An 18,173-nucleotide genomic window follows, 5' to 3' on the forward strand; every position below is an offset into this window, starting at 1 on the left:
CCGGGCGCCAAAACCTTCGCCTCAGTAAACGGCTGGGGGCTGTCTTACCGCTCGCAGTACGATGATGCGGTCACCCGCGTAACAAAGGCCATAGGGAAGCTCACAGCGCGCTCTAAGGGTCTATCCAAGTACACACGCACAGACACCCGTCAGGCTCTTCAGGAGCGATTATTGGCTAAAGAGGAATTCCTTTACCGGGTTGAGCAGCAATGCGCCCGGGATCTGTTCGTCGGCAATAGAATGTCGGTGCGGCGGGCGTGCAGGGTGGCTGTGGCTGATAGGCGACTGAGATGAATACGATTGGGTCAAGGGGAGGCGGGGCAACCTTTCGTCTAGCTTTCTAGCCGGCGGGGGTCGGATAAGGTGAATGGATATGCCTAACAGCATGCAATTATTAGCGCTGAACCGTCCGCGAAATTGCTTCGCGTGATGTCATGGTGATGTCACCACAGATTGCTTAGTGATAAAATTCTGAGTAAATGTGAAGAAAAGCCTAGAATAATTGGTCGGGACGACAGGATTCGAACCTGCGACCCCCACACCCCCAGTGTGATGCGCTACCAGGCTGCGCTACGTCCCGACCGCCGCTGTCCTCGCTGAGGTCAGTGGAAGCGCGCGTATATGGCGCTGGTTTTTGAAAAGCAAGCGCGCTCTCGACGCTTTGACGTTGCGTCAACAGGGTGCAGGTGATAATCGCGCCCGATTGCTTTGGAGCAACGCTTTTATCGGGCGTCACATTATACAACTTGCGAGGGTTTTCCATGGAGTCTCTAATCTTGAACGTCGCCGCTGGTGGTGCTGGTGGTTCTGCATTTTTTGTGCAGTTGTTTCCGCTCCTGCTGATCTTTGTCGTATTCTACTTTTTCCTCATCCGCCCGCAACAGAAGCGCGCGAAAGAGCATGAGGCCAAAATCAACGCGGTGCAAAAGAATGACGAAGTCGTCACCGCTGGCGGCTTGATGGGCAAAGTGATCAAGGTCGCTGACGATTATGTTGAAGTGGAAATTGCGCCAAATGTGCGGGTGAAGGCTGTGAAGTCGACTATCGCCAACGTGCAATCACGCGGAACCAAAGCTGCCAATGATTAACCGCTGGGGTTGAATGGCCGACGGCCCAACCCCAATTTTTGCTTTTCCATTTCGTTCGGATCCAACTCATGCTTGATTTTCCCCGTTGGCGCGTATGGATGCTCAACACGCTCATCATTTTTGGTGTGCTCTTTGCTATCCCCAGCCTTCTTCCGGCGCAGATGCGCGATCAACTTGCGCAATTTGTGCCGACGCCAACGATTAATCTGGGGCTCGACCTTGCTGGCGGTAGCCATATTCTGTTGGAAGCCGATACATCGCAGCTCGCGGAGACACGGCTTGAGGCTTTGGAAGATGGTGTGCGGACCGCAATGCGCCGCGCAGACCCGCAGATCGCGATTGCTGATGTGTCACGCGCCGATGGTCAGCTAAGTTTTACGGTCAGTGATGTGTCCAAAGTCGATGCAGCGCGCGAAGCACTCATTCCCTTAACGAGCAATGCCACCGGCAGCCGCGATTGGAATATCGGCGTCAACGATGGCAATCGGTTGATTGTCACGCCAGAGGGGACGGGGAACGAAGCGGCCCTTGATCAGGCGATGGACACAGCCAAGGACGTTATTGATCGCCGCATCAACGCGCTTGGTACGCTTGAGCCAACGATCATCCGCCAAGGCGATAATCGGATTGTAGTTCAGGTTCCTGGGCTTGACGACCCCGCTGCCTTGAAAGCGCTCATCGGCAAAACCGCAAAGCTCGAATTCAAGCTGGTGGATGAAATGGCCGATCCTGATCAGACCGCGCAGGGCAAGGCCCGCGTTGGCAGCCAAGTTCTGCCCTATCCCGATAACCCCTCCGGTCTGCCGTACATTGCCGTACGCCGATTGGGCGGCATTTCCGGCGACAAGCTGGAGAAGGCAGACCCGACATTCGACTCGCAGACAAATCAGCCTGCGGTCACCATTCAGTTTGATAGCGAAGGCGGGCAGAAATTTGCTCGTATGACGCAGCAGAATGTCAACAAGCTATTCGCGATCATTTTGGATGGCCAAGTTATCTCCGCACCGCAAATTCGGGAGCCAATCTTCGGCGGGGTTTCCCAGATTTCGGGCAGCTTCACCACAGAAAGCGCCAATGCGCTCTCCATTTCGCTGCGCTCGGGTGCTTTGCCGGTTGATCTTAAGATCGTGGAAGAACGTTCGGTTGGTCCAGACCTTGGCGCAGACTCCATCCGCCGCGGCGTGTTGGCGGCGGTGATTGGTACGACCGCTATCCTCGTACTCATGTTCCTCGTTTATGGCAGGTTTGGCATGTATGCCAATTTTGCTTTGGTCATCAACATTGCCATGATTTTGGGCGTGATGGCACTGGTGAATGCGACATTGACCTTGCCGGGCATCGCAGGCTTCGTTCTGACGATTGGTGCAGCAGTGGACGCAAACGTTTTGATTAACGAACGTATCCGGGAAGAATTGAAACGGGGCCGGCGTATCGTGCAAGCGATTGAGGTTGGTTACAAAGAAGCCAGCCGCGCCATTTTCGACGCGAACAGCACCAACGTCATTGCGGCGGTATTGCTGTTCTTTTTTGGCTCCGGACCAATTCGCGGTTTCGCAGTGGTGCTTATGATCGGGATCGTCACATCGGTTTTCACCGCTGTTACCATCACGCGCATGTGGGTCTCACGCTGGGTGAAGCGCACGCGTCCCCATGAGCTGACGATTTGAGGATATAGACATGAAACTGCTCAAACTCGTTCCTGACGATACCAATATCGACTTTCTGAAATGGCGCACCTGGGCCTTTGGCATCAGCCTGTTGCTAATGGTTGCGTCGGTTGGCTTGGTGGCCACAAAGGGCCTGAACTTTGGCGTCGATTTTATCGGCGGCCAAATGATCCGCGCGACATTTACGGAGAGCACATCCGCACCGGTCACTGAATTGCGCGAAACGGTTGCGAAGCTCGGCTATGGCGATCCGACCATTCAGCGTTTTGGCGCTGAAAATCAGGTTTCGATCCGCATGAAATTGCCGGATGGCGCAGACAAGAATCCTGAGCTCGCCAACACCATGGCGACAAAGATCACCGAAACCTTGAAAGCTGGCCACCCCGACGTCCGTATTGACGGCGTGGATTCGGTATCCGGTAAGGTGTCGGAAGAATTGTTTAGTACGGGTATGCGCGCGCTGCTTGCGGCGATGGCCGGTGTATCGATTTATATCTGGTTCCGGTTCGAATGGCAGTTCGGCGTGGGCGCGATCTGGTCGCTGCTTCACGACGTGACGCTTACCTTCGGCCTGTTCGCGCTGACGGGTTGGGAGTTTGACCTGAACATCATCGCGGCCCTGCTGACGATCATCGGTTATTCGTTGAACGATACGGTTGTTGTGTATGACCGTATTCGCGAGAATCTGATGAAATTCCGTAAAATGGAAATGGCGTCGCTTTTGAACCTGTCCGTCAATGAAACCTTGTCTCGTACGGTGATGACCAGCGTATCGATTTCGCTGCCGTTGATCATATTGGTGCTCTTTGGACCGGATGTTATCTTCGGTTTCAGCGCTGCAATGGCATTTGGTATTGTCGTCGGAACTTATTCCTCGATTTATCAGGCGGCCCCCATATTGATCTGGCTTAAAGTCGGTTCGCACAGCTTTGTGCCAACCGATGACGCCGGTTCAAAGGCGGAGCGGATCGACGACAACTTCGGCGCGAAGCCTTAACGCTTCGATACGGCCGGTGTTTCGCCGAAACGAAAGGCAATTACGCGCGCATTCGCCTGTTTTATAATGTGCGCACGAGCCGGACTGCCTTTGCAATCCAAGCCGGATCGGCGACAACTTGTTGTCGTGCACCAGCCTCAAGCGGCAATAGGTGCAATTTCCCGGCGTCACGGCCGAGCAAGCGGCCAAAGATGAAGCGGCCACCAGGGCGCGGGACAAGGACGTCCAGATTTAGCGCAGAGGCAAAGTCGTCGGGTTGAATCTGTTCAAGCCATAATTCATCCCCGCGCCGATATTCCCCCAATGCCTTAGCAATCCGAAGCCCGACCATCGTCGCGCCGACATTGGGAACCATTATACGTTCCTCCTTCGTCGGGGCGTGCGTGCCATCATCATGCAGTATAGCAGCGACGGGCAGATATTGCTGGTCAGGCAGAGCAACGAGGTCGCTCGATTCCACACCCAAAGCGTCCGCGATACGGTTAATCCAGATCAGCGACAGCACCCGCATCCCTGTTTCAAGGCGACCGATGGTCTGCGCAGTCGTCGGCGGATTGCAGCGCATAGCCACATCTGCAAGCGTCAGGCCTTTGGCCCGTCGTACATCGCGAATTCGACTTTGCATGAATTACTCCTTCACCAAATAGGTTTTTTCTTTCCTACAATATTTACCACATGGCAAGGGTGATTCGCGTAGTCACAGGAGAATGCCCATGCCAGCCAAGTCGCTTTCCAACCGTAAATTCCATGATCCGCGTATGTTGGTGGAGCATGCCGTGGCCGAAAATGGTGAAAGCATAGACCACCGTACCGTCACCATAAACCTGTCTGAATCGCCCTTGTCCTGGCTGCACGCGCGCGGCCATTTGTCCAACCGGCAGATGTTGGCGGGCGAAACCTTGCGGGGGGATTATGAGTCAGCGGCGCTTGCGCCACATGTTACCATGTCGTGGGAAAATATTCCGCGCAGTCGGCAAAAACGCAGCGCACCATCAGGCTTAAACCGCACCGAACGGATGATGAGTGCAAAGGCGCGCTTCGATAACGCTTTGACCGCGCTTGGTCCTGACCTGTCAGACATTGCATGGCGCGTCATTTGTGTTGGCGAAAGCGTGCCGATTGCCGAACGCGAGATGTCATGGCCCGTGCGTTCAGGAAAACTGGTGTTAAAAATCGCATTGGACCGGCTCGCGGTTTATTACCGTATTCCTGGTTAGGAGGCCGATTCTTCAACCATCATGGCCAGCTCCAACCAGCGTTCCTCAGCCGCATCCTTTTCGGCACGCAGGCTCTCGGTTTTGGCGGTGAGTTCGGCAAAGCGGGCTGGCTTTTGCACGTATAAAGCCGGGTCGCTCATTTCCTTTTCGGCTGCGGCAACTTCGGCGTCGATTTCGGAAATGCGCTTCGGCAGCAAGTCATAATCGCGTTGGTCTTTGTAAGTGAGCTTGACCTTTTTGGGTGCAGAGGGGGCCACCGCAGATGGTGCAACCGAAACGCCTTTTTCCACCTTTTTGGCGGAGGGCTTGTCGCGTTTGTCGCGTTTTTCTTCCCAATCGGCATATCCGCCCGCGATGATATCGACATACCCCGAACCATCCAGCCCGAGCGTCAATGTCACGGTCCGGTCGAGAAAATCGCGATCATGGCTGACGATCAAAACCGTACCGTCATAATCGGCGATAACCTCTTGCAGCAGATCAAGCGTTTCCAGATCGAGATCATTGGTCGGCTCATCCAGCACCAGCAAATTGGCCTCACGCGCAAATTCGCGGGCAAGCAGGATGCGCGATTGTTCACCGCCGGATAAGGACCCGATCCGCGCCTCTATAAGTGCGGGGTCGAACAGGAACTCCTTAAGATAGCCCTGCACATGCTTGCGTACCCCGCGCACATCGATCCAGTCGCTGCCCTCTGCCAACACATCGCGCACCCGCTTTTCAGGTGTGAGCAATTTGCGTTGTTGGTCGATGACGATGCCCGTCAGCGTTGGCGAGAGTGTGATGCTGCCGGTATCTGGTTCCGCCTCGCCAGTTAACATGCGGATGAGCGTCGTCTTGCCGGTACCATTGGCGCCCACAATACCAATGCGGTCGCCGCGTTGAATGCGCAGCGTAAAATCCTTGATGATCGTCCGGTCGCCGAAGCTTTTGCCGACACTTTGCGCGCTGATGACGGTTTTTGTTTTGCTGTCATCGCTTGACGCGGCGAGCTTGGCTGTGCCTTGTGGGCCAATCATGGCTGCACGCGCAGCGCGCATTTCCCACAGCTTGGCCAATCGACCTTGGTTGCGCTTACGCCGCGCAGTAACGCCACGTTCAAGCCAATGCGCTTCAATTTTCAGCTTGGCGTCAAGGCGGTCTGCGTTGCGCGCATCTTCGGCAAATACACGCTCGGTCCATGCGTCATAGCCGCCAAAGCCAATTTCGTTGCGGCGCAGCAGGCCGCGATCCAACCAGAATGTCTGCCGCGTCAATCGCGTCAAAAACGTGCGGTCATGGCTGATGACCATGAATGCGCCGCGATAGCGTGTGAGCCATTCTTCCAGCCATTCAATCGCAGCCAAATCAAGATGGTTCGTCGGCTCATCCAGAAGCAACAGGTCAGGCTCACTCGCCAGCGCACGGCAAATCGCGGCGCGGCGTTTTTCGCCCCCGCTTGCGGTCTTGGCCTCACGGTCCAAATTGATACCCAATTGGTCGGCAATGGCGCGCACCGCATATTCGGGCGGCCCTTTTTCGCCATGAGTGGCAAAGTCAACGAGCCGTGCAAAGGAGCTGACATCAGGGTCCTGCTCCAACATCACGATGTTGGTGCCGGGCACAACAACACGGTTGCCCTTATCGGCCTCAACCGTGCCAGCCACCAGTTTCATCAAAGTCGTTTTGCCCGCGCCATTGCGGCCAATAAGCGCTAGCCGGTCGCGCGCGCCGATGAATAAGTCGATATCCTGAAACAGCCTTCCGCCACCCTGTTGTAGCGCGAGACTTTCAAATGCGAAAATGGGGGGTGCTGTCATGGTCACGGGCGGTAGGGCGCAAGGGGCTGTAATGCAACCGTCACGGTGGAAATTCAGACGCTAAAACAAGTTCAGGGTGACGGGGTGGTATTTGGACGGATCGATGTCACGAAATCCAGCTTGGTCATGCTGAACTTGTTTCAGTATCTTACTTCGTGCATTTGAGGCCAAGGGAAGCGCCTCAACGCAAATTGGCGCGCTCAGGCAAGGTAATCACATGACGCGCATAATTTATCTCAACGGGCAGTATATTCCGGAAACCGAAGGCAAAGTGTCCGTCTTTGACCGCGGCTTTCTGTTTTCGGATTCGGTTTATGAGGTTGTGTCTGTCCTAGACCGCAAACTTGTCGATTTTGAAGGCCATGTGCAACGCCTCGCCCGCTCGCTGAGCGAAATTGGAATTGAAGGCGTGCCGGACGCGCACGCTTGGCTGGGCATCTGCCGAGAACTGGTTTCGCGCAACGCTGTTGAAGAGGGCATGATTTATTGGCAGGTCACGCGCGGCACGCCCGAGGACCGTGACTTTGTGTTCCCGCCCGCCGACACGCCCCCAACGGTTCTGGCCTTCACCCAATCGCGGACGCTTGTGGATAATCCAGTTGCAGAGCGCGGGTTAAGCGTAGTGACAGTACCAGATTTGCGTTGGGGCAGGGCGGATATCAAAACGACGCAGTTGTTGTACGCTTCGCTGATGAAGAATGCGGCAATCGCGCAGGGCGCTGATGATGCGTGGATGGAGCGCGATGGCTGGATTACCGAAGGCAGCGCGCAAAATGCGCATATCATTACGCAGGATGGCGTATTGATTACCCATCCGCTCAATCGCGAGATTCTGCACGGGATAACGCGCGCGGCGGTGCTGCCTCTTGTAGCGCAACGTATAGAAGAACGGCCGTTTTCAGTCAGCGAGGCGGAACAAGCGGCGGAGGCATTTGTTTCATCGGCCTCAGGCTTTGTAATGCCAGTGGTTCGGATTAACGGGTATGCAATTGGCAATGGCAAACCCGGTTCGGCAACCGTTCAGCTTCGCCAAGCTTATATTGATTGGGCACGCCGGACAGCACTTTAAGTTGTTGGCAAAAACGGGAGTTCCAAATGCGTAAATTGATTATTGCCGCTTTCTTCGCAGCGTGCTGCGTGACCGCCAGCGGCGCGATGGCGACTCAGGTCAACATCACCACGGCAAATCCGGTCATTGACCTCAACATTTCCGAAACTGTTCAAGCCCGTCCAGATATTGCGACATTCACTACTGGTGTCCAAAATCTGGCAGCCACTGCAACTGAGGCTTTGCGCGCCAACAATATTCAGATGGCGACGGTCGTTGCGCGGCTAAAAAAGTTGGGCATTGCTGACAAGGACATCCAAACGACACAGATCAGCCTGAACCAGCAATTTGACTATCGCGACGGGCAGCAGATTTTTAAAGGCTATCAGGCGTCAAACATGGTGCATGCAAAACTGCGCGATTTGAAAAAGCTTGGCGCATTTCTTGATGCACTTGCCGTTGACGGCGCGACCAATTTCAATGGACCCACCTTTGGCATTGATGACGACAGCGTATTTCAAGCGGCCGCCCGCGACAAGGTGTGGACCAAGGCTATGAGCCGTGCGCGCGATCTGGCACAAAAGGCCGGATATCCCAACGTGCGTGTTTTGCGCGTTGCAGAGAGCGATTACGGCCGCAATTATGCCTCGAGTCCGATGGTCATGCGTACTATGGATGCGTCGGAAAAATCGACGCCGATTTCGCCAGGCGAATTAAGCATCGGAGCAAATATGTCATTCACTTTCGAAATGGTGAAATAAGCGATATGGAGCATCATATTGAACAAAGGGCGTGATGCTCCATTCACTTTAGGTTCAATGCGATGGGGGTATCGCGTCGGCATGTTATTACGAAACTCAGTCTTTATTGCGTTGTCCGCAATCGCGTTACTCACGGCCATCCCATTGGAGGCGCGTCGCGGGGAACAGGACGATGCGCGGCAGGATATGGTTGCTGGGAAAATAAAACGTCTTCCCGAAATTGAGGCTATCATTGTGCCGAGGATGCGCGGAATGCAGTATCTCGGGCCTGAATATGATCCGGCTGCGCAGGTATATCGGTTGAAGTTTATCAATGGCAGCCGGGTCATCTTCGTCGACGTTGATGCCCGAACGGGGAACATAATACGCCAACGCGGATAGGAATTTTTAGCAACGGGCTAATCTGCTAGCCGCGTTCCGAAAGACATTTTTACAAGGTAAGGGGACAGCATGCGCATCTTGATCGTTGAAGACGAACCCACCTTGGGCAAGCAGCTCAAGTCGACACTTGAAGGGGCCGGCTATGCCGTTGACCTTTCGGTTGATGGTGAGGACGGCCACTATATGGGCTCGACCGAAAATTATGACGCCGTCATTCTTGACCTTGGTTTGCCGGAGATTGATGGACTGACTGTTCTCAACCGGTGGCGCAAGGAAGGACGGAAATTCCCGGTATTGGTCCTCACGGCGCGTGATAGCTGGTCAGATAAGGTCGCTGGCCTTGATGCAGGCGCCGATGATTATTTGGCAAAGCCGTTCCGGACAGAGGAGCTGATTGCTCGGTTGCGCGCGCTCATTCGCCGTGCATCGGGCAATGCGTCGAGCGAGCTCAGCGTCGGCGACGTTCGGCTAGATACGCGGTCAGGGCGCGTGACACTGGATGGGCAGCCCGTCAAGTTGACGGCGCAGGAGTATAAATTGCTGTCGTACCTTATGCACCACAAGGGCAAGGTAGTGTCGCGGACCGAGTTGATTGAGCATATTTATGATCAGGATTTCGATCGCGATTCCAACACCATTGAGGTGTTCGTAACGCGCATCCGCAAGAAGCTGGGGCAGGATGTTATTTCGACCATCAGGGGCCTTGGTTACAGCCTTGAGGAACCCGTCAGCTGAACTCTCAAGTCGTCATAGCCGCTGATCAAGCCGACCCGCCAACATGGCGTAGCCAGTTTCAAAGCACGGGGTCGCTCACCCGCCGGATGATCCTGACGGCGGCCGCATGGATTACGATATTGCTGATTGGCGGTGGCGCGGCGCTTGACCGCGTATTGGTCAATTCAGTCGAACAAAATTTCGATAATCAACTCGAATATGTCCTGACCGCCATGATTGCTTCGGCCGAAATTGGTCCCGATGGCGAAATCCGCATGAACCGGCCACTGGGCGACCAGCGCTTCCTTGAGCCAAACAGCGGCCTTTATTGGCAAATCACGGGGAAGGGGGCGATGCCATTCCCGTCCCGTTCTTTGTGGGACCGCGGGCTGAGGCCGCCCGTCGAACATAATGACCAGGCCGTACATTTCCGCAACAGTCGTGAATTTCCTGACGAACCACTGCGCATCGCAGAGCGCGCCATTAAGCTGCCGGACTCCAACGTCGCCTGGATATTCATGGTGGCCCAAAGCCGCGATAGCCTCGATGGCCAGATTCGAGAATTGCGGTCGGTTCTGATCACAAGCTTTTTGCTGCTCGCCCTTGGTCTGATCATATTGGCGGCATTGCAGACATTTTATGGTCTTTGGCCGCTGCGCGCGGTGCGGATGGCAATTGCCCAGATGCGCAGCGGAAAAGAAAGCCGGGTCACCGACGCGTTGCCCGACGAAGTGATGCCGATGGTGAACGAGCTAAACGCGTTGCTCGACCATAATGAAAAACAGGCAGAAGAATCGCGTCGGCATGCTGGAAACCTTGCCCATGCACTGAAGACGCCGTTGACCGTTATCATGAACAGCGCCACGGCGCTGTCGCCTGATCTGTCGGAAACTGTCATCCGCGAGGCCACGACCATGCGGCGTCAGGTTGACCATCATCTTGCGCGCGCCCGCGCCGTGGGCCGCCGGGGGCATAGCCATAGCCGCGCGCAGGTCTGGGGCAGCCTTGAATCTGTAGAACGCGCCGTTGGCCGGCTCTACGCGCATATCCGCCTTGATATGGCCGGCGATCAGGAAATCTCGGCGCGCGTTGAGCGACAGGATCTTGATGAAATGCTTGGCAATCTAATCGAAAACGCAGCCAAATATGGCGGCGGCAGCGTGTTTGTCACGGTCGAAGATGTTGGTGATTTTGTGGAAATCAGCATTGAAGATGATGGCACGGGAATTCCCGAAAGCGAACGCGAACGGTTGTTTGACCGCGGTGCGCGGCTGGACACTGGCAAACCAGGAACTGGGCTTGGCCTTGCCATCGTCCGCGACGTTGTTGAAATTTATGGCGGGACCGTCGCGTTGGAGGAAAGCGAAGATCTTGGCGGGCTTTTGGTCAGACTGCGCTTACCGAAAGCGCTGGGCTGATTACTTCCCGTCGCGGATTTGCTGATGGTGGCGGATCACTTCGTCAATAATGAAGCGCAAGAATTTTTCCGTGAAGTCAGGATCCAGCTTGGCATCGCGGGCCAATTGCCGCAGCCGTTCAATTTGCTTCTCCTCACGCGCCGGATCAGCCGGTGGCAGCGACGAGCTTGCCTTAAATTCGCCCACGGCCTGCGTTATCTTAAAACGCTCTGCGAGCATGAAAACCAGCGCAGCATCAATGTTATCGATACTGTCGCGAAAGTGGGATAAGGTATCTGCGTCGTTCATATTGTCATTCTGTGCCGACATTGACCGCAAGGGACAAGGGAAAATGCGCCATTTGCACTTGCCATGCGACGATGCTCACGTCAGAGCGGTGACGTTATGACGGCAACCATCCATAAAATCGGCGGACATCAGGCCCCATCGCTTGACCCAATCCTTAAACTGGTCGCACCAGGAATGAACAAGATTAACGCGGTGATTCTTGATCGCATGCAGTCGGAAATCCCGCTGATTCCGGAATTGGCTGGCCATTTGATCGCAGGCGGCGGGAAACGTATGCGGCCTATGCTCACCTTGGCGTGCGCACGGCTCTTAAATTATCCTGGCGACCGACATCACAAGCTGGCGGCGGCGGTGGAGTTTATCCACACCGCGACTTTGCTGCATGATGATGTTGTAGATGGAAGCGATATGCGGCGCGGCAAAACCGCGGCTAATTTGATATTCGGGAACCCGGCCGCTGTGCTTGTTGGCGACTTTCTATTCAGCCGGTCATTTGAGCTGATGGTTGAGGACGGCTCGCTTAAGGTACTTAAAATCCTGTCCAATGCATCGGCCGTTATTGCAGAAGGTGAGGTCCACCAATTGACCGCGCAACGGCAGATTTCGACGACTGAGGAAAAATACCTCGAAATCATCGGATCGAAAACGGCGGCTTTGTTTGCGGCGGCGTGCCGAATTGCTGCAGTCGTTGCCGAAAGCGGTGACGCGCAGGAACTGTCGCTTGACGCCTATGGCCGAAATCTTGGCATTGCGTTCCAGCTTGTTGATGACGCGATCGACTATGTGTCGGACGGTGCAACAATGGGCAAGGACAGCGGCGACGATTTCCGCGATGGCAAGGTTACGCTTCCCGTCATTCTCGCACATTGCCGTGGCAACGCCGAAGAGCAGAGATTCTGGCGCGATGCGATGCTTGGTAACCGGATTAGTAATGCCGACTTGGCACATGCGCGAAACTTGCTGCGAGAACACCGCGCCATCGATGACACCTTGGATCGCGCGCGGCATTATGGGCAGCGGGCCATTGACGCGATTGCGCATTTCCCGACGGGCGAAGCAAAATCGGCGCTGACAGAGGCGGTCGAATTCGCAATAGCCCGTGCATATTGACGGATAAGGCGGTGCCGTCCGCTGATATGGCCGACAATGCATTTCCCGTCTTGGCGGTGCTGCCAGATCTGCTGGGGTCATTACGGACCGTTCCTAATGCCGTGCTTATCGCGCCGCCAGGAGCAGGCAAAACCACGATGGTGGCTCCAGCCTTATTGGATGAGCCATATTGCGATGGTCAAATCCTGTTGCTGTCACCGCGCCGTTTGGCCGCGCGGATGGCGGCGGAACGCATATCCGAAAATTTAGGCGAAACGGTCGGCGGACGGGTTGGCTACGCGACGCGGCTGGACAGCAAGCACGGATCCAAAACCCGTATATTGGTGATGACCGAGGGGATATTCCGCAACCGGATCATTAGTGATCCAGAGCTTGTAGGCGTTTCCGCTGTGCTGTTTGACGAAGTCCATGAACGCAGCATCGACAGCGATTTTGGCCTCGCGCTCGCGCTTGAGGCCCAAGCTGCATTCCGGCCTGATCTGCGTTTGTTGGCGATGTCAGCCACCTTGGACGGTGAACGCTTTTCGCAGTTGATGGATGATGCGCCCGTGCTCGAAAGCGAAGGCAAAAGATGGCCTCTGGAATATCTTTATGTTGGTCGCCGGACCGAACAGACCATTGAAATCGATATCGTGCGCACAGTGCGCCAGGCGCTGGTGGAGCAGCAGGGCGACCTATTGGTGTTCCTGCCCGGCGTCCGCGAGATTGACCGGGCATTTGACATCTTAGGGGCCTGCGGCCCTGACATCGTCGTGCACAAACTGCATGGGCAGATTGACCCGGCGGCGCAGCGGCTTGCCGTCCGGCGCGATGTTGAGGGGCGGCGCAAGGTCATATTCGCCACGAACATTGCCGAAACCAGCCTGACCATCGATGGCGTGCGCGTGGTCATCGACTGCGGTCTTGCGCGGCGCGCACGCTTTGACCAGGCGGCCGGTGTAACACGGCTTGTGACGGAGCGGGCGAGCCTTTCTGCCGCCACGCAGAGGGCCGGGCGCGCTGCGCGGCAACAGGCGGGGATTGCCTATCGGCTTTGGGAGGAAGCGGGAAATGGCGGCTTGCCCCCGTTCGACCCACCCGAAATACTGGAAAGCGATCTTGCGCCATTATTGCTGGATTGCGCGCGCTGGGGCGAGAATGACCCTGCAAAGCTGCGTTGGCTTGACCTTCCGCCCGCCGCGGCTGTCCAGCAAGCGCGCAAATTGTTGATGTCGGTTGATGCGCTTGATGCGCAAGGACACATCACCCCGCATGGCACTATGTTGGCCAATTTACCCTTGCCGCCAAACTTGGCCCATATGGTTGCCCTAGCAGGGCAGAGCGGACAGGCGGAGGATGCGGCGATGTTGGCGGTTCTATTGCAAGAACGCGGTCTTGGCGGGCAGGGTGAGGATATTGAGACACGCTTTGAACGCTTCGTACGTGAACGCGGAGCAAAGGCAGATGCCGCCCGCATGCTGGCGCAGCGGATTGCGCGCCTGTGTGGCGCTAGCGGGGATAAGCAAATGCTCAGCATCGGCGGGCTGATTGGCAGCGCATTCCCTGATCGCATCGCCAAACGCCGCGATGCCAAGGGCGAAAAATGGATCAGCGCCATAGGCCGCGGTCTTCAGCTTGATCCAGCATCGCTTTTGGCGCGCGGGGAATGGCTGGCGGTAGCAGATGTTCAAGGCGCTGCATCGGGTGCGCGCATATTGTCTGCGGCCGCGTTGACCGAAGCCGAAATTATTGACCGATTTGGGCACCGTATCGAAAGCAAGCAAATCCTAACTTATGACAAAAGCACGGATCGTGTCGAAGCGCGTGTCCAAAGGCGGTTGGGCGCAATAGTGTTGAGCGAAGGGCGGCTGGAAAAGCCCGACCCGCAAGCCGTTGCGAGCGCACTGATAGCCGCAGTGCAAGACATGGGCATAGACGCGCTGCCTTGGCCTTTGTCCGCGCGCGCGCTTCGGGTACGCGCACACTTTGCCGGTGTCGCTTCGCTAAGTGACGATGCGTTGGCAGAGACCATGGAGCAATGGCTTCTGCCGTTGTTGGGCAAGGTCAACCGTCTGCGCGACGTCGCGCCATCGGGATTGGCCAATGCACTCGACAATATGCTCGGTTGGGATACGCGCACCCGTATCGACCAAATTGCACCCACTTCCTTCAAAAGCCCTGCTGGCACGGAACATCATATTGATTATGCCGCCGAAGCCGGTCCAACGGTCGAGTTGCGCGTTCAGGCATTATTCGGTCTTGATAGCCATCCTTTGGTAGGTACCAACCGCATACCTCTGGTTTTAAGCCTTACATCACCTGCGGGCCGTCCCATTCAGACAACGCGCAATCTGCCTGAATTCTGGCGCGGAAGCTGGCGTGACGTCGCCAAGGAAATGCGCGGCCGATATCCCAAGCACAATTGGCCAGACGCGCCGTGGGAAAGCGTGGCGAGCCTTAAGACAAAAAAGGCACAAGCCCGCAACGCTTGACGAATCTGGTGCGGTTCGGGCAAAGCGGCATCTAGTTTAACCGTCAGGAATCTTTCCATGTCCGCCCGTATCTTTCAGCGTCCCAAAAATGCCATGCAGTCTGGCCATGGGCGCAATGATGAATGGGTGCTTGAACATGTGCCAGCAGAGCCCCGCATTGCCGACCCGTTGATGGGCTGGGCTGGATCAGGCGACACGCAGGCGCAGGTTCAATTGACCTTCCCAAGCCTGGATGCGGCACGCGCTTATGCGGAGAAAAAGGGGATAGTTGCCACCTATATGCCCACACCGCCCAAGACGCTTAAGTTGCAGGCCTATGCGGATAATTTCCGCTAAACGATCATTCCGGGCAGCATCAAAAGTTTAACGTCCACGACGCAACCGTCCGCGCGCTTTTTCTGAACAAAATGGGGTAGGTCCGCCATGGCAATGCGGTGGACAGTGATATTCTCGCCATCCACGCCGCCGCCTTCGCTGACTTTCGTCAAGCCATGGGCGCGCACAAGCGAGAAGCTTTCGCTGACCATGCCGGGCGACGAGAAAAACTCGCCGACAATCTCCAGACTGTCTGCGCGATAGCCGGTTTCTTCCTCAAGCTCGCGCGCGGCGGACGCCAGCGTGTCTTCGCCTTCGTCATGGTCGCCAATGAGCCCAGCGGGCAGTTCAATACAATTTGCGCCCAGCGGCACGCGATATTGTTCGACGAGCAGGACATGATCCGCTTCCATTGCAAGGATAACCGCCGCCTTGATGCCGCGCGCGCGGCTGACATATTCCCATTTTCCGCGCGTCTTCGCCGTGATGAAGCGACCTTGCCACATCACGGTTTCGGCGTCGTCTTGTTCCATCATAACTGGATTAGCCTGTCAGGGAGTTCGTTGGGGTTGTCGGCACCCCTAGGAAAATGTTCAGCCAGCACAATGCCCATTTGCGTCACTGCTGCGGCTACGCCAGCGCCGGGGTTTCCGGCCTTCACCTGATCAAGCAAGGCGACCATCGCGTCACCCCATATTTCGGGTGCAACCTTGGAAGCAATGGCCGCGTCAGCCACGATTTCGGCGCGATGCTCCTTCATCGACAAATACAACAGCACACCCGTCCGACCCACCGTTTTGGATTCGGTACCTACCTTGAATAGGCTGATGGCGCGGCTGCGGACACGCGCTAGTTTTTTGGCCTTTGGCGTAAGGGCGAGGCGCAATGGCATCCATTTGAGGATAAACCATGTCCCGATCCATTTGAGCGCAACTGCCGCCAACAAAAATGCTGCATATTCCGCCGTCGTATATTCATGGCGCCACCCGCCCGAAAAGCTATCTATTAGGCCCGTGTGAAATTCAGGAAAAGTCGCATAGCTGACCAAGGCAATGAACGCGATTGCGCTTGCCCAAGCCATGGCGATATCGTCATAATGGTCCGACAGGTCAGTCACGATCGTGACGATTTCGCCGGTTGTTAGCCGTTCTGCATCCGCGACTGCGGCAACCACTATCGCATGGTCGGCTTCGGTGAATTGACTGATTTTACGTAAGCCCATGTTTAATATTCCTACCAGCCGCCTGAGGCGCCGCCGCCGCCAAAGCTGCCGCCACCGCCGCCAAAGCCTCCGCCGCCAAATCCGCCGCCGCCAAAACCTCCGCCACCAAAGCCTCCGCCACCCCAGATGATTACGGGCCCAATGCCGCTGCGCCGATGCTTACGCCCGCCGCCATTTGTGGAACGGATCATTGGTAGGAACACAAAGAAGATCATGAACAAGATGAAGATAATCGCGCCAAAGGGTATGCCTTTGTCACGTTTGTTACCTTGCTGTGCCGCGCTTGCTATCTTCGCCGCTTCGTCCGCAGGTAGTTCGAGCTGTGTCACGATGCGGTCAACGCCTGCACTGATGCCACCGGCAAAATCACCTTCCTTAAAGCGCGGGGTGATGTCGTTGCGGATGATTGTGGAAGACAAGCCATCGGTTAGCACGGGCTCAAGGCCGTAACCGACCTCAATTCGCATTTTACGTTCGTTCGGCGCAACGATTAGGATTGCGCCATTATCCTTCTCGGTTTCGCCCTTGCCATCCTGCCCAATTGCCCATGCGCGACCCAGTCGGTAGCCGTAATCGGATATCTCATAGCCTTCGAGGCTGGCTAGAGTTGTCACAACCAACTGGCGTTTAGTGCGGGCTTCCAGCCCCTCCAGCTTGGCAGTAAGCGCCGCCTCTTGCTGCGGATCAAGCAAATTGGCCTGATCAACCACACGGCCGGTCAGTTTTGGAAAATTCTGCGCAACTGCTGCTTGACCGATGAGGGCCAGCAGCAGCGCAATAAGCAGGCCAAGGGCCTTATTCATGTTCAATTCCCGGACAGGATTAGGTCGCTGGCGCCATATCTAGCTTCGGTGCAGATTCTGCACCGGGCGTTGTTGCCTGATAAGGGATCATGGGCTTGGCACCGTGGATGATCTTGGCACCGATGATGTCCGGGAAAGTGCGAATGGTGGTGTTATAGCCACGCACCGCTTCGTTATAATCACGCAAAGTGATGCGTACGCGGTTTTCCTGACCCTCCAATTGATCCTGCAGTTTCAGATAGCCTTCTTGGCTTTTCAGCTGCGGATATTGCTCAACCGAGACCAGCAATCGCGAAAGGCTTCCCGACAACTGGTTCTGCACGCGCTGAAACGCCGCCATTTTTGCGGGATCGTTCAGGTCATTAGGGTTCACTTGAATGTTCGGCGATGTGGCACGTGCGCGTGCTTCAATGACCTCGGTAAGCGTTTTGTTTTCTTGCGCTGCTGCACCTTTCACAACATTGGCAAGGTTGGGGATCAGGTTCGCGCGCTCTTGGAACGCGGCTTGGACATCAGCCCATTTCGCCTTGGCATTTTCTTCGGCCGTGGGAACACTGTTGATCCCGCATCCGGCCAACGAAGCCGCAGCGACGGGTACCAGAAGAAATTTCAAAAAGTTCTCATGCATCTAACGCGCTCCTCCACTTGGCAAACTGCCTATCAATCCAGCCATTTACATGGCGTGTGTTAGGTACATAAGGCGCGCTAAGGCCTTTCGCAATGACTACAGTTGTTTGCGCAATGAATTTTACCAACCGGCTTTGGCGATAAATTCACTTCGCTTTGGCGCTGTTATCTGATGTAAAGCGAGGGAGGGTTCAGCAGCGGCGACATTAATGTCGCTCAGGAGACTTTGGTTAAAAGATCATCTTTG

At 55.8% G+C, this 18,173-nt stretch carries 19 protein-coding genes and 1 tRNA gene; 12 read left to right on the forward strand and 8 right to left on the reverse strand.

Annotated elements, in window-relative coordinates; translation table 11 throughout:
• Window positions 1–503: 503 nt before the first annotated feature.
• Window positions 504–580, reverse strand: a tRNA-Pro gene (locus QE270_RS08215).
• Between the two features lie 181 nt (window positions 581–761).
• On the opposite strand from QE270_RS08215, the gene yajC reads away from it, so the two are divergent.
• The 3 genes from yajC (at window position 762) to secF (ending at window position 3,752) form a co-directional block, all read left to right on the forward strand.
• Complete coding sequence (yajC, locus tag QE270_RS08220) at window positions 762–1,088, forward strand: preprotein translocase subunit YajC (RefSeq protein ID WP_300037880.1); 327 nt, start codon at window positions 762–764, stop codon at window positions 1,086–1,088.
• A gap of 68 nt (window positions 1,089–1,156) precedes the next feature.
• Complete coding sequence (secD, locus tag QE270_RS08225) at window positions 1,157–2,755, forward strand: protein translocase subunit SecD (protein WP_300037883.1); 1,599 nt, start codon at window positions 1,157–1,159, stop codon at window positions 2,753–2,755.
• Between the two features lie 10 nt (window positions 2,756–2,765).
• The gene (gene secF / locus QE270_RS08230) at window positions 2,766–3,752 is read left to right on the forward strand and encodes a protein translocase subunit SecF (RefSeq protein WP_300037885.1); all 987 of its coding nucleotides are present in this window, start codon (window positions 2,766–2,768) and stop codon (window positions 3,750–3,752) included.
• A gap of 61 nt (window positions 3,753–3,813) precedes the next feature.
• On the opposite strand, the gene QE270_RS08235 is transcribed toward secF, so the two are convergent.
• Window positions 3,814–4,377 (reverse strand): helix-turn-helix transcriptional regulator, encoded by a 564-nt coding sequence (locus QE270_RS08235; protein WP_300037889.1) that lies wholly within the window; start codon window positions 4,375–4,377, stop codon window positions 3,814–3,816.
• Window positions 4,378–4,465: 88 nt separating this feature from the next.
• Here QE270_RS08235 and QE270_RS08240 point away from each other — a divergent pair, with 88 nt between their 5' ends.
• Entirely contained in the window at window positions 4,466–4,969 is a 504-nt protein-coding gene (locus QE270_RS08240; RefSeq protein ID WP_300037892.1) for a DUF6456 domain-containing protein, read from the forward strand.
• Here the strand turns inward: QE270_RS08240 and QE270_RS08245 are convergent.
• The gene (locus QE270_RS08245; RefSeq protein ID WP_300037895.1) at window positions 4,966–6,768 is read right to left on the reverse strand and encodes an ATP-binding cassette domain-containing protein; all 1,803 of its coding nucleotides are present in this window, start codon (window positions 6,766–6,768) and stop codon (window positions 4,966–4,968) included. The genes QE270_RS08240 and QE270_RS08245 overlap by 4 nt on opposite strands.
• Window positions 6,769–6,985: 217 nt before the next feature.
• On the opposite strand from QE270_RS08245, the gene QE270_RS08250 reads away from it, so the two are divergent.
• The 5 genes from QE270_RS08250 (at window position 6,986) to QE270_RS08270 (ending at window position 11,090) form a co-directional block, all read left to right on the forward strand.
• Window positions 6,986–7,837 carry a D-amino-acid transaminase gene (locus tag QE270_RS08250; RefSeq protein ID WP_300037897.1) on the forward strand — a complete coding sequence of 284 codons (852 nt, stop codon included), beginning with the start codon at window positions 6,986–6,988 and terminating at the stop codon, window positions 7,835–7,837.
• 26 nt (window positions 7,838–7,863) lie between these two features.
• Window positions 7,864–8,577, forward strand: a complete 714-nt coding sequence (locus QE270_RS08255; protein ID WP_300037900.1) for an SIMPL domain-containing protein — start codon at window positions 7,864–7,866, stop codon at window positions 8,575–8,577.
• Between the two features lie 18 nt (window positions 8,578–8,595).
• Window positions 8,596–8,958: a PepSY domain-containing protein gene (locus tag QE270_RS08260; RefSeq protein WP_366142258.1), complete on the forward strand. Its 363-nt coding sequence runs from the start codon at window positions 8,596–8,598 to the stop codon at window positions 8,956–8,958.
• Window positions 8,959–9,027: 69 nt separating this feature from the next.
• Window positions 9,028–9,693: a response regulator transcription factor gene (locus QE270_RS08265; RefSeq protein ID WP_300037903.1), complete on the forward strand. Its 666-nt coding sequence runs from the start codon at window positions 9,028–9,030 to the stop codon at window positions 9,691–9,693.
• An 86-nt stretch (window positions 9,694–9,779) separates the two neighbouring features.
• Window positions 9,780–11,090 carry an ATP-binding protein gene (locus tag QE270_RS08270; protein WP_300037906.1) on the forward strand — a complete coding sequence of 437 codons (1,311 nt, stop codon included), beginning with the start codon at window positions 9,780–9,782 and terminating at the stop codon, window positions 11,088–11,090.
• On the opposite strand, the gene QE270_RS08275 is transcribed toward QE270_RS08270, so the two are convergent.
• The gene (locus QE270_RS08275) at window positions 11,091–11,378 is read right to left on the reverse strand and encodes a chorismate mutase (protein ID WP_300038003.1); all 288 of its coding nucleotides are present in this window, start codon (window positions 11,376–11,378) and stop codon (window positions 11,091–11,093) included.
• A 96-nt stretch (window positions 11,379–11,474) separates the two neighbouring features.
• On the opposite strand from QE270_RS08275, the gene QE270_RS08280 reads away from it, so the two are divergent.
• From QE270_RS08280 to QE270_RS08290, 3 genes are read left to right on the forward strand one after another with little or no spacing between them, the layout of a single operon-like run.
• Window positions 11,475–12,488: a polyprenyl synthetase family protein gene (locus tag QE270_RS08280; protein WP_300037909.1), complete on the forward strand. Its 1,014-nt coding sequence runs from the start codon at window positions 11,475–11,477 to the stop codon at window positions 12,486–12,488.
• A 26-nt stretch (window positions 12,489–12,514) separates the two neighbouring features.
• Entirely contained in the window at window positions 12,515–14,959 is a 2,445-nt protein-coding gene (hrpB, locus tag QE270_RS08285) for an ATP-dependent helicase HrpB (protein WP_300037912.1), read from the forward strand.
• A gap of 57 nt (window positions 14,960–15,016) precedes the next feature.
• Window positions 15,017–15,295: an ETC complex I subunit gene (locus QE270_RS08290; RefSeq protein ID WP_300037915.1), complete on the forward strand. Its 279-nt coding sequence runs from the start codon at window positions 15,017–15,019 to the stop codon at window positions 15,293–15,295.
• On the opposite strand, the gene QE270_RS08295 is transcribed toward QE270_RS08290, so the two are convergent.
• The 4 genes from QE270_RS08295 to QE270_RS08310 are packed head-to-tail and all read right to left on the reverse strand — an operon-like array spanning window position 15,292 to window position 17,927.
• Complete coding sequence (locus QE270_RS08295; protein WP_300037918.1) at window positions 15,292–15,810, reverse strand: NUDIX hydrolase; 519 nt, start codon at window positions 15,808–15,810, stop codon at window positions 15,292–15,294. The two genes, QE270_RS08290 and QE270_RS08295, sit on opposite strands and share 4 nt — an antisense overlap.
• Window positions 15,807–16,496, reverse strand: a complete 690-nt coding sequence (locus QE270_RS08300) for a hypothetical protein (RefSeq protein WP_300037921.1) — start codon at window positions 16,494–16,496, stop codon at window positions 15,807–15,809. Before QE270_RS08300 ends, QE270_RS08295 begins: the two co-directional genes overlap by 4 nt.
• Before the next feature lie 11 nt (window positions 16,497–16,507).
• On the reverse strand, window positions 16,508–17,299 hold the full coding sequence (locus QE270_RS08305) for a TPM domain-containing protein (RefSeq protein ID WP_300037926.1): 792 nt from the start codon (window positions 17,297–17,299) through the stop codon (window positions 16,508–16,510).
• Window positions 17,300–17,318: 19 nt separating this feature from the next.
• Window positions 17,319–17,927 carry a LemA family protein gene (locus QE270_RS08310; protein ID WP_300037929.1) on the reverse strand — a complete coding sequence of 203 codons (609 nt, stop codon included), beginning with the start codon at window positions 17,925–17,927 and terminating at the stop codon, window positions 17,319–17,321.
• Window positions 17,928–18,173: the final 246 nt, after the last annotated feature.

This window comes from Sphingorhabdus sp., from assembly GCF_029865925.1.
In the GTDB taxonomy this organism is placed as follows: domain Bacteria; phylum Pseudomonadota; class Alphaproteobacteria; order Sphingomonadales; family Sphingomonadaceae; genus Sphingorhabdus_B.